Genomic DNA, 14,454 nt, shown 5'->3' on the forward strand with positions numbered 1-14,454 from the left:
GACCAATGCGCGCCTCGACAGCCTATTTCGTCGGTGCAGGAACCATCGTCGCAGCCATCGCCATTGGTCTCGGCGGCGGCATTGTCGCCGGCAATATCATGAATCCGGTCTCGCCCAAGCAGGGGCCTGATACCAGCAAGATCGCGCAGCGCGCTGACGCCAAGCCCGCCACGACGGAAGCGCCATCCGAGCGCCTGCAATATCTCACCGGCTCGCAAGCCTTCGGCGCCATGGTCGCCGCGCCAGCGCAGGCCGAAGCCAAATCCGACGCCAAGGCCGAGTCCAAGCCTGAGGCAAAGTCCGAAGCGGTGAAGCCCGACACGCAGACCACTCAAGCCAACGCTGAACAGCCAGCGCAACAGCCTTCGCAGGCGGCAGCGGTGGAGCCCCCGAAACCGCCACCGGCGTCGCCTCCGCAAGTCGCAAAGCCTGCCGAGCGGCAAGCATCGACAGAGCCGTCATCCTCATCCGACAACGCCTATGCCAAGGCCAGGGATTCTGACGTCAAGCGCGCCACGTCTGAACGGCGCCGGACGGAGCGCCGTGAGCGCTGGGCCGAGCGCCGCCACTACGATTTCCGCGATCCGCGTGGGATGCGCGACCGCACCGATTGGGACGACGTCGCGCGCAACATCCGCGAAGATGCCGATGCGCGCGAGGTCCCGAGCAGGCCGCGCGGCGGCTTTCCGCAGATCAGGCTATTCGGCGACGACGATTAGCGTCCATCCTCGCCGTCGTGCGCGCGCCCGACCTATGACCGGCGCATCGACGTCTATGGCCTGACGGCTTTGACGCCGCCGAGATTTGTGTTGTGGACGCGAGCACTCACCCGCCGTGTGACTCCACGACCTTGCGGCAGCCGTCCGAAAGCTTCGACTTGTTCTCGCGCAGGCAGGCATTCATCTGTGGCGGCTTGCCATATGTTCGGCGCAGAATTTGTTCGCGTCGCTTCGGCAGGTCATCTGCTCCTGCGGCGTCGGACCGGATTGCGCAGCGGCGGTCTGGGCGGTAGCGGCGAGCAGCAGCACGGCAAGAACCGAGATCTTCATAAAACACCTCCTTGGGAATGTCGTTGGTCCCGCCTGGGATCAAGCGGGCCGGACCATCTCGCGAGCGCCGGGCGCAGGTCCATGCCATGTTCATGGCATCGGCCAGCCCCTCCCGCCGCCGTACCCCCATTTTCATGGCATGTATCAGCGCGCCGTCTTTTGTCATTCAGGCTGCACGTCGGCCGCGAGACCCGGTGATTGCATCGGGACGCCGAACGGGAAGCAGGAGAGCAAGATGTCGAAAAGAGCGGGAGCGCTGAGCGCCGGGCTGACAATTTTGGCGCTGGCAGGTGCGGCGACGGTCTCGCTGGGCACGAGCCCGGCGCAGGCGGTGGTCTATTGCAAGACGGTCGGCATACCCAAGGGCTGCGTGGTGCGGCCGAGAGCGGCAGTGGTCGCTGCGCCGGCCGCCGCAGTCGCGGTTGCGACACCCGGGGTCGGTGCGCCCGGTGTCGGCGTGCGCGCGGGCACGCCGATGAATCGCGGTGGTCCGGTCAATCGCGTCGGCGTGCGCTGAGAAAGACGAAAGAGTTCGGGCGAAGGAGCATTGCGGACGAACCCCCGTCTTCCGCAGGCAAATCATCCGGCCCGTCCCTCTCTCCGCGCGTCCCACACGTTCGGAGAGGGGGCTTTTCAGCCGACGGCGGCACCGCTGTCGGGGAAAATCTGCGGCAATTGCAGCCGCACGCGCGTGCCTGAGGAATCCGAGCTCAGATCGAGCATCGCCCCGCAGCGCGCGGCACGGCTCCTCATGTTGCGAAGCCCCCGCGCGGTCTGGCCCGCGTCGGTGGCTCTGCCGCTGCCGACCGGCGCAGAACCGTTCGCAAAGCCCTTGCCATCATCCGCGACCTTGATCACACCGAACGGCCCCTGACCTTCGTCGACCGTCTCGATGGTGACCGCGATGCGGCGGGCCTGTGCGTGCTTGACCGCATTGGTCACGGCCTCGTCGAGGATGCGCACGATCTGGATGACATGCCATGGCCTGAGCTCGGGATGCAGCGGCAGCCCCTGCGGCGTGGCCACGTGCCAGTCGAGCGCGATGTCGTGCGGTCGCAATTGCGCGGTCGCTCGCTCGCGCCAGGAGCCGAGTGCGAGCATCAGGTCGCCGCCGATGTCGTCCATGGAGTCGATGACGAGGCGGAGGTCCTTCAGCGCCGCACGGGCAGCGTCGGTGATGGTCGCGCCCTCGTGCCCGCGCTCGGACAGTGCCACGATGCTGATGAGCTGGCCGCCGAGGCCGTCATGCAGGTCGCGCATCAGCCGCGTGCGCTCATTGGCGAGCGCGGCTGCCCTTGCGCGCTCCTCCTCGCGGGCAAAGCTCGCCTTCAGCCGCTCCTCGGCCTCACGTACGCGCGTCACGAGCTGGTCGGCAAAGCTGTCGACCTGGTTCAGCGCGCGCGCGAACCGCCAGGTCAAGCCGGCGCCGATCGCGACCAGCATCGCCGAGTAGGACAGGCGCGAGAGGAAGATGCGCTCGTCGGTCACGATCTCGAACACCGACAGCATGTCGTGGACCCAGCAGATCAGCACGATGGTCACCGCGCAGCCGAGCGTGAAGCTTGCCGCGTCCTGCCGCCGCACCACCGCGGCAGCGGTGACGCAGGCCATCAGGAGCAGGCAGAGACCGACGGTAGGAATGCCAAGCAGGAGAAACAGAATGCGCGGCAGCGGCGGGCCGGCGATCAGTCCGACGCCGAACACGACGAGCCCCGGCGCGAACAGCAGCATGCCGTAGCGCGGCCAGCGCCAGCCGAAGAACAGCACGCCGAAGACGACGACCAGGGCGCTCTCGATCGGTGCGGACGCGAGCAATACCGCGGCGAGCCGGGACGTGTTGAGGGGGGGCACCGGTGGCGGCGCAAAGGCCTGCACTACGCCGAGTACCATCGCCACGGCCAGCACGCCGTAAACCGGCTCGCGGCGGCGCATCAGCCACATGATCGCCAGGATGACGGCGAGGATCGACTGCCAGGCGGAGAACACCACGGGCAACGTGACGAACATCAGCGTGCGTGTCTCGTAGGCCGGCCGCAAGGCCGCATCCAGCCCGACATAGACGGTGTCGAGAAAGCCCTTGAGCGGTCCCCAAACCAACAGCCGTACCGCGATCTCGTTCGTGCCCTCGCGCAGCAGCGAGGACGGGATCGCCCCGATTTGCGGAGTGTTGCGGTCGGGTCGGTTGGCGTTGGCATCGCGTCGGGAATCCAGGATGACGACGCCGTTGATTGAGACTTCCACCGCGTTGCTGAAGCGCGGCAGGAATACCGACCATCCCGACGCGACATCGCCGCGGCGGAACGTGAAGGCGCCGGTGTAGAGCGGCGGGTCGGCCAGGGAATAGCGTGACGACGTGAAATGCGGCAGCGTCACGGGACGTGCCACGCCGTCCTCGCGCAGCGAGAATTCGCTCAGCGCAAAGTCGTCGGGGTCGCTGGGCTGGAGCAGCCGCAGCCCGAGGACGGTCGCGACCACTATCAGCGCCTGCAGCAGCAGATAGGGCACGAGACGCGAGACCAGCAGCCGGCGCCGCCCGGGTTTGACCGGTGCCTTGGCCACGATCTCGCTCACAGCTTGATCAGGCCCTGCTGCACCGCTTCGAACACCGCTTCGCTGCGGGTGTGCACTTCGAGCTTGCGATAGATGTTCTTGATGTGGCCGGGCACGGTCTGCCGGGACAGGCCGAGATGGCTTGCGATCTCGGCGTAGCTGAAACCTTTGGCAATGCCCCAGAGGATGTCGATCTCGCGTGGGGTGAGCCTTGCGGTGTTGAGCGCGGGGCCCGGCGGAGGCTCGGCCGCATTCTGCGCGGAACCTTGCGTCCTGCGCACGATGAAGCGGGCGATCGAGGCCGAGATCGGCGAATGGCCGGCGACAAGATCGCGCACGGTGGTGGCGATATCAGTGGGGAACGCATCCTTCAGGAGATAGCCGGTGGCGCCAACCGTGATCGCGGAGATCACACTTTCTTCGTCGCCGAGCGCCGAGATCACCATGATCTCGGTGTCGGGAAAGCGTTGCCTTGTCTCGCGGATCAGCTCGACGCCGTGGCCGTCGGGCAGCCGCAGATCGGTGAGCAGCACGCGCGGCACAGCCGCGCTCAGCGCCGAACGAGCCTCTCCCAGCGTACCGGCGCTTCGCACCTCGTAGCCGGCCTTGACCAGCGCGTCCTGGAGCCGCCAGCAGGTCGGCGCGTCGTCCTCGACGAGGAGGATGGTGATGGCTTCACCCGTCTCGCCCTGTTCGGTCATGATCATCGTCGTCCTGCACCGCGTGTCCCCCGCGGCGCAGGGCCAAGTTTAGCCGCGGTGCGGGCGCCGCGACACCCATAATCATGGGGGCGCAAGGCATCGGTCTGGCGTTCCCGACGCGATGCCTACTGCTTCGTCGCACTGGCTCGTCCGGCGGCATGGGCGGGCCCGGCAGTCGCTGCACCAGATGCGCGGTACCGGCATTGTTCTTGTAGAACTGCTGATACGGCTCCTTGATCAGGTCGAGCTTCGTCGGCCGCAGTCATGCCGCCGGAGGTTTGGCCTGACGCCCACGGCGGCACCGGGAAGTGAGATAGGCCACAGACGGGTTGACTTACGGGAGGAGACCCTCGAAATCATCCCGGAGCCAGCCTAGGGCTCCTTGACGGAATGAAGCCTGCACCATGGTCGGATTGATCCTCCCGGCTCCGATGTCACGCCTGCAGCGTCTGGCCGGCCGTGTTGCGCTGGCGATTGCTCTGATGCTGGCAGCGGCGACGACCGCGCAGGCCGACAAGCGAGTGGCGCTGGTCCTTGGTGTGTCCAACTACCAGAGCGTCGCGCGGCTGGCCAATCCCGACAACGACGCCGCCGCCATCAGCGACGTGTTCAAGCGGATGGGGTTCGATATCGTGGAGCTTCGCCGCGATCTCGGCGTCATCGAGATGCGGCGGGCGGTGCGCGATTTTGCTGCGGTTGCCGCGGATTCCGACATGGCCGTGGTCTATTACGCCGGTCACGGCATCGAGGTGAACGGCGCGAACTTCCTGATTCCGGCAGATGCCAGGCTGCAGAGCGATTTCGACGTCGAGGACGAGGCGGTCCCGCTGGACCGGATTCTCCAGGCGATAAATCCGGCGAAGCGGCTGCGGCTCGTCATCCTCGATGCCTGCCGCGACAATCCGTTTGCAGAGCGGATGACACGCAGTGTCGCCACGCGTTCGATGGGCCGCGGCCTCGCCAAGATCGAGCCCGCCACGGCGGATACGCTGATTGCGTTCGCCGCCAAGGCCGGCGCGGTCGCCGGCGACGGCGACGGTGCGCACAGCCCGTTTGCGACCGCGCTCCTCAATCATTTGGCGACACCGGGCCTCGACCTTCGCCTGACGCTTGGCCGGGTTCGCGACGAGGTGCTCAAGAGCACGGGGCGGCGGCAGGAGCCCTTCGTCTACGGATCGCTCGGCGGCGACACCGTGGCGCTGGTGCCGCCGGTTGCACCGCCGATCGATCCGAACGCGGGAGCCCGGCGGGATTATGAGCTTGCGGCGCAGGCCGGCACCAAGCAGGCCTGGCTTTCCTTTCTCGCCGTTCATGCCACCGGCATCTATGCCAACTTTGCGCATGCGGCGCTCGACAAGCTCGAGGCCGCAGAAAAAATCAGCGAAAACGCCGATGCCGTACAGCGGCAGGCCGAGCAGCAGGTCCGGCAGAAGAGCGACGATTTCAGGAAACAGATCGAGGAGCAGGCGGCGCGTGAGACGGAACGGGCCACGCAGCAGATCTCCGAGCAGGCCCGGCGCGATCTGGAGAAGGAGCGCCAACGCATCGCCGAGCAGGCCAAGCGCGAGCTCGACGATGCCCGGCGGCAGGTTGCGGAGGCGCGCCGGCAGGCGGAGGACGCGGCCCTTCAGGTCAGGCGATGAAGCAGGCCGCGCTGGAGGCGCAGCAACAGATCGAGGCGGCGAAGCGCGAGGCAGACCGGCGCGAGAAGGAGCGCCAGGCTACGCTTGCCGCTCTGACCCCGCCCGCCGCGCCCGCTGCTGCTCTCGCCGTGGCGCCGACTAGCGTGCCAGCGATGGATCCTGCGGACATCGCCCGCTTGCTCCAGGCGCACCTGAAGCGTGTCGGTTGCGATCCCGGTGCGGCCGATGGCGCCTGGACTGCACCGTCGCAAAAGGCGCTCGACAGCTTCAACAGATATGCCGGTACGAAATTCGACGTGAAGGTCGCAAGCCTCGACGCGCTCGATGCGGTGCGCGCCCGGCCCGATCGCATCTGCCCGCTGGTTTGTGCGAGGGGGCAAAAGGCGGTTGGCGACCGCTGCGTCCAGATCGTCTGTGACAACAAATTCGTGCTGGACGCCCAGGGCGTGTGCCAGCGGCGTCCCGATCCGTCGCCCCAGAAACCAAAGGCGGTGTCCCGCCACGAACCGAGCCCGCGCGCGCCGTCTGCTCCGGCCAGCAGCGAGGGCGGCAAATGTCATACCTATGGCGGAAAACAGTACTGCCAGTGATGCGGCGTTGCTCGCCCTGGGTTGACGGGGTGGCGAGATCCTCGCGTCCGTCCAGGATGGCCCCTCTACGAAGCCTCTGCCCGCGGCGGCGGATATCGCCGGGCCAGCGCCGACAACGGCAAGTGTCGCTCGCCCTCAGGTAGCTCGAGATAGGCGAGCACGAGCGGCCGTTTCCAGTCACCGACGCCGAAATCCATCGCCATCCATTTCTGCGGTTCGGGGCCCTCAAGACCGCGCACCCAGACGAAATAGCGGGGGAGATCGTCGGCTTCCGTTTCCGTCACGCGTCTCCTGGCCATCAAAGCTGCTCGCTGTATCGTTACGTGTTGCCACACGATATGGGGACTGGCCTGGCAAAGTCGAACCGTCGAGGGAGGGGATGCCGGGAAGCACGCGGCCCTCTCCTGGCGAAGTGTCCGAAGGATGCGAGCCGTACATCCGCGAGGAAGCTCCGATTTGATCTTTCGATACTGTCCTTCTAGCCTCACGGTGACGTCTCCCGCGCACGGGTGGTGCGAACGCAAGGGTTTGTTCAGTGAGGATTCTGATTGTCGAGGACGATGCCGCCATGGCGCGCGGCCTTGCCGAGCGGCTCAAGCTGTCCGGGTTCGCCGTCGATATCGAGTCTGACGGGGCTTCGGCGGCGCAGACCGCCTTGCTGGAACCCTACAGCCTCATCATTCTGGACATCAACTTGCCGAACGTGTCGGGTTTCGGCGTCCTGCACAAGATACGGCAAGCCGGGTCGACCGTTCCGGTCATGATTCTGACTGCCCGTTACGCGACCGGCGATAAGGTCAGCGGGCTCGATCTCGGCGCCGACGATTATCTCTCCAAGCCATTTGATATCGCCGAATTTGATGCCCGCGTTCGCGCGCTCGTGAGAAGGGGACAGGGGCTTCCAAATCCAACCTTGATCTGTGGCCCGCTCGCGTTCGACCGCGCCGCGGGCACGATTACACTGAGCGGCCGGCCGCTTGAATTGCGACGGCGCGAGTTTGCCGTGCTGGAAGTGCTGATGACCCGCGCCGGCAAAGTCGTCTCCAAGGAGCGCCTGATCGCGGAGGTATTTGGCTTCGACGAGGCGGTAGCGCCGAACGCGGCGGAACTCTATGTTGGTCGCGTTCGCCAGAAACTCGGTCCTGACGGGCCGCGGATCCGAACCGTCCGCGGGCTAGGCTATCTGCTGGAGGTACAGTGATCGCCACCTGGCGGCCGTCGTTGAGGCGAACGCTCCTCACCAATCTGGTGGCGCCCGCCATTGTATTGGCGATGGTGCTTGGAATCGGCGGTATGTTGCTGATCCAGCGCGTTGTGCAGACAGTTCATGACCGGTTGCTCGATGGGTCGGTTCTCGCCATCGCCGAACGCGTCGGCGTGGAAGATGGCGAACTGACGGTCGACTTGCCGCAGGTTGCGCTCGGCATGCTGGAAAGCCAGTCGCACGACAGCATCTATTACAGCGTGACTTACCTCGGCGAATTGATCACCGGTTACAAGGATCTTCCACTATCCGGCTTCGATCGATTGAAGGCTGGCGAAACCGGCCATCGCGATGGCGCGTATCGCGGCAAAACGGTTCGTATCGGCGCGCAGGCGCGGCAGGTCTACGGCAGGCCGGAGCTGGTCCTCGTCGCAGTGGCCGAAACGGTGCAGGCGCGCCGCGTCGTCGAACGTGAAATGCTGATCGGACTGGCGATGCTCGAGGCCGGGTTGATTAGCCTCATCGCTTGCCTCGGCTGGTACGCCGTCGATCGAGGCCTGAGGCCGCTTGGCGAACTCAAGCAAGAAATCGACGCGCGCGGTATTCAGGGCGGTCCAAATCTCAGTCCGCTCGACCTTTCCCGGGTGCCGCAGGAAGCTTTAGCACCGGCGCTCGCGGTAAATTCCCTGCTACAGCGGCTGGATCTGGCCATCGGACTGGTGCGCCGATTCACAGCCGATGCCTCGCATCAGATGCGAACCCCATTGGCGATACTGCGGACGCATCTCGATCTGGTGCGACGCCTGGGGTCGGAAACGCCGGCGGGCCAATCTGCCCTCGACGAGGTCGATAACGCCATCAACCGCCTTGAACGGCTGCTCGGGCAGCTCGTGACACTGGCACGGGCCGACGAGCAGAACATTGCGCAACCGGCCGCGGAGAACGTTGACCTGAATGAGGTCGCCTTCAATGTCCTGTCGGAGCGTGCCCCACAGGCTTTCGCGAACGACATCGACGTCCAGTTCGATCGATCCGACTGTCCCGCGGTCATCGCCGGCAATACGGTCCTGATTGGCGAATTGCTGGCAAACCTGATCGACAATGCGATCCGCTACAACCGCCCCGGGGGGATGGTCCTGGTTCGCGCGGTTGTTGACGCCACGACCGCGCGAATTGAAGTCGAGGATACCGGTCCGGGAATTCCGGAGGCCCATCGGGCCCGCGTTTTCGAGCGTTTTTATCGGATTCCGATGGCGAACGGCCCTGCAGGCAGTGGTCTTGGACTAGCCATCGTGAAAGCCTTGTCGGACCGTCTCGGGGCCCAAATCGTGCTTGCACCTGGCCCGGAAGGCCGGGGTCTGCGGGTTTCCGTGAGCTTTCCTCTTGCCAAGCGTGATGGTGAAAGCTCAAGTTGAGGCCGGATTGTGCGCTGCCGTACGAATGGCTGCGGTCCTGAACAAACTGAAGTCCGCAAAGCGGCTCATGGACGAGGAAACGTCACGATGGCGGCTGCCAAAGCCTTGGCCTTGTGCGTTGGGATCTTGCTGACGTGGCCTGCCATGTCGGAGCAGGCGCAGCTCGGCCCTCTCAAAGGGCAAGCATCCGCTATCGCCGGAGCTCGAGAGCAGCTCAACATCGTATCGACGACCCAGGACGCGGACGTCGCCGACTTGCTTGCCGATTTCCGGGCAAGTCATCCGGACATCGAGATCGTCCATACAAAGATCAACTCGAACGATATCTACAATCAAGTCGTGGATCCCTCGACCTCCAGCGCAGCACCCGGAGACATTGTCTGGAGCTCCGCGATGGATCTGCAGATCAAGCTCGTCAATGACGGCTATGCTCAACCCTATGTCTCGAAGGAAATTGCGCATATCCCGGATTGGGCCATCTGGAAAGACGAAGCCTATGCCATCACGGCGGAGCCGATTGTCATTGTTTATAACAAGAACCTCGTTGCGGAGTCCGATGTACCCCGAACCCGCACTGACCTGAAGAGCCTTCTAAGCCGAAAGCCTGACATCTATCGAGGTAAGATCGCAACCTATGACCCGGAGCAGAGCGGGACCGGTTTCCTGTTCATCACGCGCGATGCCGGAATCACCAGGACAACGTGGGATTTGGTCCGTGCGTTTGGCAGCGCCGGTATCAAGCTCTATTCGACCACCGGAACGGTGCTTGATCGGATTTCATCCGGCGAACATCTGCTCGCCTACAATATGATAGGGTCTTACGCGATCGAACGGGCCAAGGAAGATGCCTCTATCGGAATCGTGTTTCCTGCCGACTACATCACCTTGATGTCGCGAATAGCCTTTATACCCGTCACCGCGCCCCACCCGGAATCCGCGAAATTGTTTCTTGATTACCTGCTTTCAGAACGCGGCCAGAAATTTCTCCTGGCCCGGTCAGTCGGTCCTGTGCGCCTCGGTCTCGGCGCGGAAGGCGTGATACCTGCGGATCGCAGCGGCGCAGTCAAGCCGATCCATATTGGTGCAGAATTGCTCACCTATCTCGATCAATCGAAACGAGCGAGCTTCCTCAAAGAGTGGCGCCGCGCGTTGCAGGATCGATAGAAATCCAGGGATCTGGATTTCAGACGGAATAACATCCGAGAGAAGCCCCCCATATCTGCCGGCTCATCAAGCGCGTCGTCTTCAAACCGATTTTCTTGCGGAGTGCGGCAGCGACAGGTTGGTGACAGGCAGCTGATATACGATGAGGCAGCAATCGTAGCTTGAACGATCGCTCCTCGCGTATCGGTCAATCCGGCCGCGATCAAGTTTGCAACACCTGCAAGACGGGTGAACAAGACAAAAAAACATAAACGATAAAAGGGAGGACGGCATGACGGTTACCACCGGACAGTCGAAGCTTGGCATGGTGCTCCGCGTCACCAGTGGCAACTTTCTTGAGATGTTCGACTTCTTTCTGTCGGGCGTCTACGCGTCGTACATCGCCAAGGCATTCTTCCCACTCGAAAATGAATACGCGTCACTGCTGCTGACCTTCGTTGCGTTTGGCGCAGGCTTTCTGATGCGCCCGCTCGGCGCCATCATCCTCGGCGCCTACGTGGATCGGATCGGCCGGCGCCAAGGCCTGATCGTTACACTGTCGATCATGGCTGCCGGCACGGTGCTCATCGCGTTCGTGCCAAGTTACGCAACCATTGGCATATTGGCCCCGATCCTCGTCTTGATCGGACGCCTGCTGCAAGGCTTCTCGGCTGGCGTCGAGCTTGGTGGGGTTTCCGTCTATCTCTCGGAAATGGCCACACCGGGAAAGAAGGGTTTTTACGCCAGCTGGCAATCGGCAAGTCAACAGGTCGCGATCATCGTCTCGGCCTCGCTGGGTTTCGCTCTCAATGCATGGCTTGCACCGGCGCAGCTTGACGATTGGGGCTGGCGTATTCCGTTCTTCATCGGCTGCCTGATCGTTCCTTTCGTATTCTTCATTCGACGCTCGCTGCAGGAAACCGATGAATTCCTGGCGCGGAAGCATCATCCGACACCCCGCGAGATCTATCGCTCCATCCTCGCAAACTGGAGCATTGTGCTTGCCGGGATGATGATGGTGATCATGACCACGGTGTCGTTCTACCTCATTACCGTCTACACGCCGACATTCGGCAAATCGGTCCTCAAGCTGACCGCGGCCGATGGCCTGATCGTGACGATTTGCGTGGGAATATCGAACTTCATCTGGCTTCCCATCATGGGCTCGTTGTCCGATCGGATTGGTCGTCGGCCGATCCTCATCGCCTTTTCGACTTTGGCATTTCTGACTGCATATCCCGCGCTTTCCTGGTTGGCCGCAGGCCCGACGTTCCCGAAGATGCTGACGGTCCTACTTTGGTTGTCTTTCATCTACGCCAGCTACAACGGCGCGATGATCGTCGCATTGACCGAAGTCATGCCGGTGGGTGTGCGAACGTCGGGATTCTCCCTCGCATATAGTCTGGCAACGACGTTCGGCGGGTTTACGGCAGCGATCTGCACCTGGCTGATCGCTGCCACTGGTGACAATGCGTCGCCGGGATATTGGATGAGCGCGGCAGCGCTCTGTGGTCTGGCCGGGACGTACCTCGTTTACAGGCCGCAACAACGACGCGCGCTATCCGGCGCCAATTCGGTCGAGACGGTGATAGGGACGTGACCACCAAAGTGCTCGATGACGTCGACCGTCATCGAGCAAGCACAGTCCTCGAATAATTGCATCGAAGGAAATTGCCGATGAGCGTGACGATCGTCGTGCGCAGGCGAGTTGCGCTAAGCTTGCTGATTGTCTTGGCGGCCGCGGCTGGAATCGCCAAGGCGTCCGAAGTCAGGGTCATGATCTCGGGAGGCTTGGCGACGCCTTATAAGGAGCTCGTACCGCAATTTGAACGCGCGACGGGAAATACGGTCGTCACGGCCTATGGCCCCTCGATGGGAACGACGGAGAACGCCATCCCCGTGCGACTGGCACGCGGCGAGGCGGCGGACGTGCTCATCATGGTCGGCGACGCGCTTGGCGAGATGATCGAGCAGGGCAGGGCGGTCAGAACCAGCCGCGTCGACCTGGTACGCTCGCCGATCGGGATCGCGGTACGCGCCGGAACGCCAAAGCCTGATATCGGTACTCCTGACGCATTGAAGCAGGCACTGTTGAACGCGAAGTCAGTTGCATACTCCGACAGCGCCAGCGGCGTCTATGTGGGCACCGAGCTGTTCAAGCGTCTCGGGATCGCCGCCGAGATGAAGGACAAGGCCAAAATGATTCCGGCGGAGCCGGTCGCGAGTGTTGTTGCACGCGGTGACGCCGAACTCGGCTTTCAACAGATCAGTGAACTTCTGCCGATCGCTGGAGCCGACCTTGTCGGGCCGCTCCCGCCAGACGTCCAGAAAATCACGATCTTTTCTGCAGGCATAACCTCCGGTGCCAGTCAGCCGGAAGCCGGACGGGCTCTGATTGCCTTCCTCGCTTCCGCTGCTGCTGCTCCGGCCCTGAAAAAAGCGGGTCTCGATCCCTTTGCAGCATCGGAGAAATAGACCGCTTCAGATCTGCGCGAGGCGGACGATTCCAGCGAAGGGGGACTTGATAATGAAGCAGTATCTCAACAGCTTCGGCGCACGCCAGACACTTGTCGTCGGTGCAAAGAGCTACGCCTACTATTCGCTTGCCGCAGCGGAAAAGAATGGCCTTCCCAGCATCTCCAGAAGCTCGCGATCGAGATCCGCGAGTCCGATGGTGCGAATAAGGCCATCATACCCTTGACCTGCCGCATCGATACGCTCGACGAGCTCGAATATTTCCGCAACGGCGGAATTTTTCAATACGTCCTGCGCCAACTCGCTGCCTGACCGTCAACCCGAAACGAGGACGCCATGCCAACGAATTCCGCGCCGCTACCGAGGATCGAAGCGGAAACCATGCGCCGCATTACATGGCGCCTGCTTCCGTTTTTCATGGTGTGCTATTTCATTTCATACGTTGACCGCGTCAATGCCGGGTTTGCGGCCCTGCAAATGAACAAGGATCTGGGCCTGACGCAGGCTGCCTTCGGGGCGGGCGGGGCGCTGTTCTATATCGCCTACATTCTTTTCGAGGTCCCCAGTAATCTGGCGATGCAGAAAGTTGGCGCGCGGATCTGGATCGCGCGCATTATGATCACATGGGGGATAGTCGGTATTCTCTCCGCTTTTGCGGTAGGGCCGATTACTTTTTATCTGAGCCGCTTCTTGTTGGGTGCAGCGGAGGCCGGGTTCTTTCCTGGTGTGATCCTGTATCTGACCTTCTGGTTTCCGGCGGCCTATCGCGCACGGATCGTTGCGGTTTTCATGGTGGCGATACCGCTATCGAGCTTTTTGGGATCGCCAATATCCGGCGCTTTGCTGGCGATGGATGGCGTGCTCGGCCTTCGTGGTTGGCAATGGCTTTTCATCGTTGAAGCCATTCCGGCCGTCCTGCTCGGCCTGGTCTCGTTCTTCGGGCTTCCGAACAAACCCGCTGATGCAAAATGGCTCGAGCCGGAGGCGCGCAATTGGCTCGACGCGCGCCTGCAGTCGGAACGATCGATGGCGAAGCAGGTCGGCCACATGTCGCTGTGGCAAATTCTGACCAACAAATATGTGCTCATCCTCGGTTTGATCTATGCGGGAAGCTCGGCCACGAGCAACGCGTTGTCGCTGTGGCAGCCTCAGATCGTGAAATCGTTCGGGATGTCCAACATGGAGACCGGCTTCCTGAATGCCATCCCATTTGGCATCGCCTCCGTTGCGATGATCTTTTGGGGAAGATATTCGGACAGGTCGAACGCCCATGCCCAAAACACCGCAATACCACTTGCGTTATGCGCAACGGCGCTGCTTGCGACCATGCTCACGAGCTCATTACCCGTGACGCTTGCTATTCTGAGCGTGGTCTTGATCGGTAATTATTCGATCAAGGGACCATTCTGGGCCCTGGCGACTGGGACACTCTCTCCGGCAACTGCTGCGGCCGGAATTGCCGGCATCAATACCCTGTCGCACATCGGCACTTCTGGCGCGGTGTGGCTGCTCGGCGTCATTAAGGAGGCGACGGGTAGCTTCCCCATGGCCTTGATACCGCTGGCTTTGCTTCAAATCGCCGGGATCATCGCGGTGCTTTGGATCAGCAAGCAGGAAACGCTACCCGCCACCTCCGCCGCAAGCCCCGTACATTGAGTGCAAGGCAGCATGTCTGACATTCACA

Annotated in this window: 15 protein-coding genes; 10 read left to right on the plus strand and 5 right to left on the minus strand. The window is 62.8% G+C overall.

Going from position 1 to position 14,454, the window contains the following annotated elements:
- Positions 1 to 5 precede the first annotated feature (5 nt).
- Positions 6 to 719: a hypothetical protein gene (locus IVB13_RS25760; RefSeq protein ID WP_018453154.1), complete on the plus strand. Its 714-nt coding sequence runs from the start codon at positions 6 to 8 to the stop codon at positions 717 to 719.
- A gap of 106 nt (positions 720 to 825) precedes the next feature.
- On the opposite strand, the gene IVB13_RS25765 is transcribed toward IVB13_RS25760, so the two are convergent.
- Positions 826 to 1,215, minus strand: a complete 390-nt coding sequence (locus tag IVB13_RS25765) for a hypothetical protein (protein WP_247490877.1) — start codon at positions 1,213 to 1,215, stop codon at positions 826 to 828.
- 69 nt (positions 1,216 to 1,284) lie between these two features.
- Here IVB13_RS25765 and IVB13_RS25770 point away from each other — a divergent pair, with 69 nt between their 5' ends.
- On the plus strand, positions 1,285 to 1,566 hold the full coding sequence (locus tag IVB13_RS25770) for a hypothetical protein (protein WP_026232471.1): 282 nt from the start codon (positions 1,285 to 1,287) through the stop codon (positions 1,564 to 1,566).
- 116 nt (positions 1,567 to 1,682) lie between these two features.
- Here IVB13_RS25770 and IVB13_RS25775 read toward each other — a convergent pair whose 3' ends face one another.
- Positions 1,683 to 3,620 (minus strand): ATP-binding protein, encoded by a 1,938-nt coding sequence (locus tag IVB13_RS25775; RefSeq protein WP_247299254.1) that lies wholly within the window; start codon positions 3,618 to 3,620, stop codon positions 1,683 to 1,685.
- On the minus strand, positions 3,617 to 4,300 hold the full coding sequence (locus IVB13_RS25780; protein ID WP_018453158.1) for a response regulator transcription factor: 684 nt from the start codon (positions 4,298 to 4,300) through the stop codon (positions 3,617 to 3,619). The genes IVB13_RS25775 and IVB13_RS25780 overlap by 4 nt, the downstream gene beginning before the upstream one ends.
- 404 nt (positions 4,301 to 4,704) lie before the next feature.
- Here IVB13_RS25780 and IVB13_RS25785 point away from each other — a divergent pair, with 404 nt between their 5' ends.
- Positions 4,705 to 5,943, plus strand: a complete 1,239-nt coding sequence (locus tag IVB13_RS25785; protein WP_247490879.1) for a caspase family protein — start codon at positions 4,705 to 4,707, stop codon at positions 5,941 to 5,943.
- Positions 5,940 to 6,533: a hypothetical protein gene (locus IVB13_RS25790; protein WP_247490881.1), complete on the plus strand. Its 594-nt coding sequence runs from the start codon at positions 5,940 to 5,942 to the stop codon at positions 6,531 to 6,533. The genes IVB13_RS25785 and IVB13_RS25790 overlap by 4 nt, the downstream gene beginning before the upstream one ends.
- A 65-nt stretch (positions 6,534 to 6,598) precedes the next feature.
- Here the strand turns inward: IVB13_RS25790 and IVB13_RS25795 are convergent, their stop codons facing one another.
- Entirely contained in the window at positions 6,599 to 6,832 is a 234-nt protein-coding gene (locus IVB13_RS25795) for a hypothetical protein (RefSeq protein ID WP_026232472.1), read from the minus strand.
- Between the two features lie 236 nt (positions 6,833 to 7,068).
- Here IVB13_RS25795 and IVB13_RS25800 point away from each other — a divergent pair, with 236 nt between their 5' ends.
- From IVB13_RS25800 to IVB13_RS25820, 5 genes are all read left to right on the plus strand, one after another.
- Positions 7,069 to 7,734 (plus strand): response regulator transcription factor, encoded by a 666-nt coding sequence (locus tag IVB13_RS25800; protein WP_018453161.1) that lies wholly within the window; start codon positions 7,069 to 7,071, stop codon positions 7,732 to 7,734.
- On the plus strand, positions 7,731 to 9,152 hold the full coding sequence (locus IVB13_RS25805; RefSeq protein ID WP_018453162.1) for a sensor histidine kinase: 1,422 nt from the start codon (positions 7,731 to 7,733) through the stop codon (positions 9,150 to 9,152). The genes IVB13_RS25800 and IVB13_RS25805 overlap by 4 nt, the downstream gene beginning before the upstream one ends.
- A gap of 87 nt (positions 9,153 to 9,239) precedes the next feature.
- On the plus strand, positions 9,240 to 10,316 hold the full coding sequence (locus IVB13_RS25810; protein WP_085350789.1) for an ABC transporter substrate-binding protein: 1,077 nt from the start codon (positions 9,240 to 9,242) through the stop codon (positions 10,314 to 10,316).
- 271 nt (positions 10,317 to 10,587) lie between these two features.
- Positions 10,588 to 11,895, plus strand: a complete 1,308-nt coding sequence (locus IVB13_RS25815; protein ID WP_018453164.1) for an MFS transporter — start codon at positions 10,588 to 10,590, stop codon at positions 11,893 to 11,895.
- Between the two features lie 77 nt (positions 11,896 to 11,972).
- Entirely contained in the window at positions 11,973 to 12,770 is a 798-nt protein-coding gene (locus tag IVB13_RS25820; protein ID WP_018453165.1) for a substrate-binding domain-containing protein, read from the plus strand.
- 120 nt (positions 12,771 to 12,890) lie between these two features.
- Here IVB13_RS25820 and IVB13_RS25825 read toward each other — a convergent pair whose 3' ends face one another.
- Positions 12,891 to 13,070: a hypothetical protein gene (locus IVB13_RS25825; RefSeq protein ID WP_143273402.1), complete on the minus strand. Its 180-nt coding sequence runs from the start codon at positions 13,068 to 13,070 to the stop codon at positions 12,891 to 12,893.
- Between the two features lie 36 nt (positions 13,071 to 13,106).
- Between IVB13_RS25825 and IVB13_RS25830 the strand changes: the two genes are divergently transcribed.
- A complete protein-coding gene (locus IVB13_RS25830; RefSeq protein WP_026232474.1) occupies positions 13,107 to 14,426 on the plus strand; it encodes an MFS transporter in 1,320 nt (439 codons plus the stop codon).
- Positions 14,427 to 14,454 lie beyond the last annotated feature (28 nt).

It is taken from the genome of Bradyrhizobium sp. 17 (assembly GCF_023073515.1).
Taxonomy (GTDB): Bacteria; Pseudomonadota; Alphaproteobacteria; order Rhizobiales; family Xanthobacteraceae; genus Bradyrhizobium; species Bradyrhizobium canariense_D.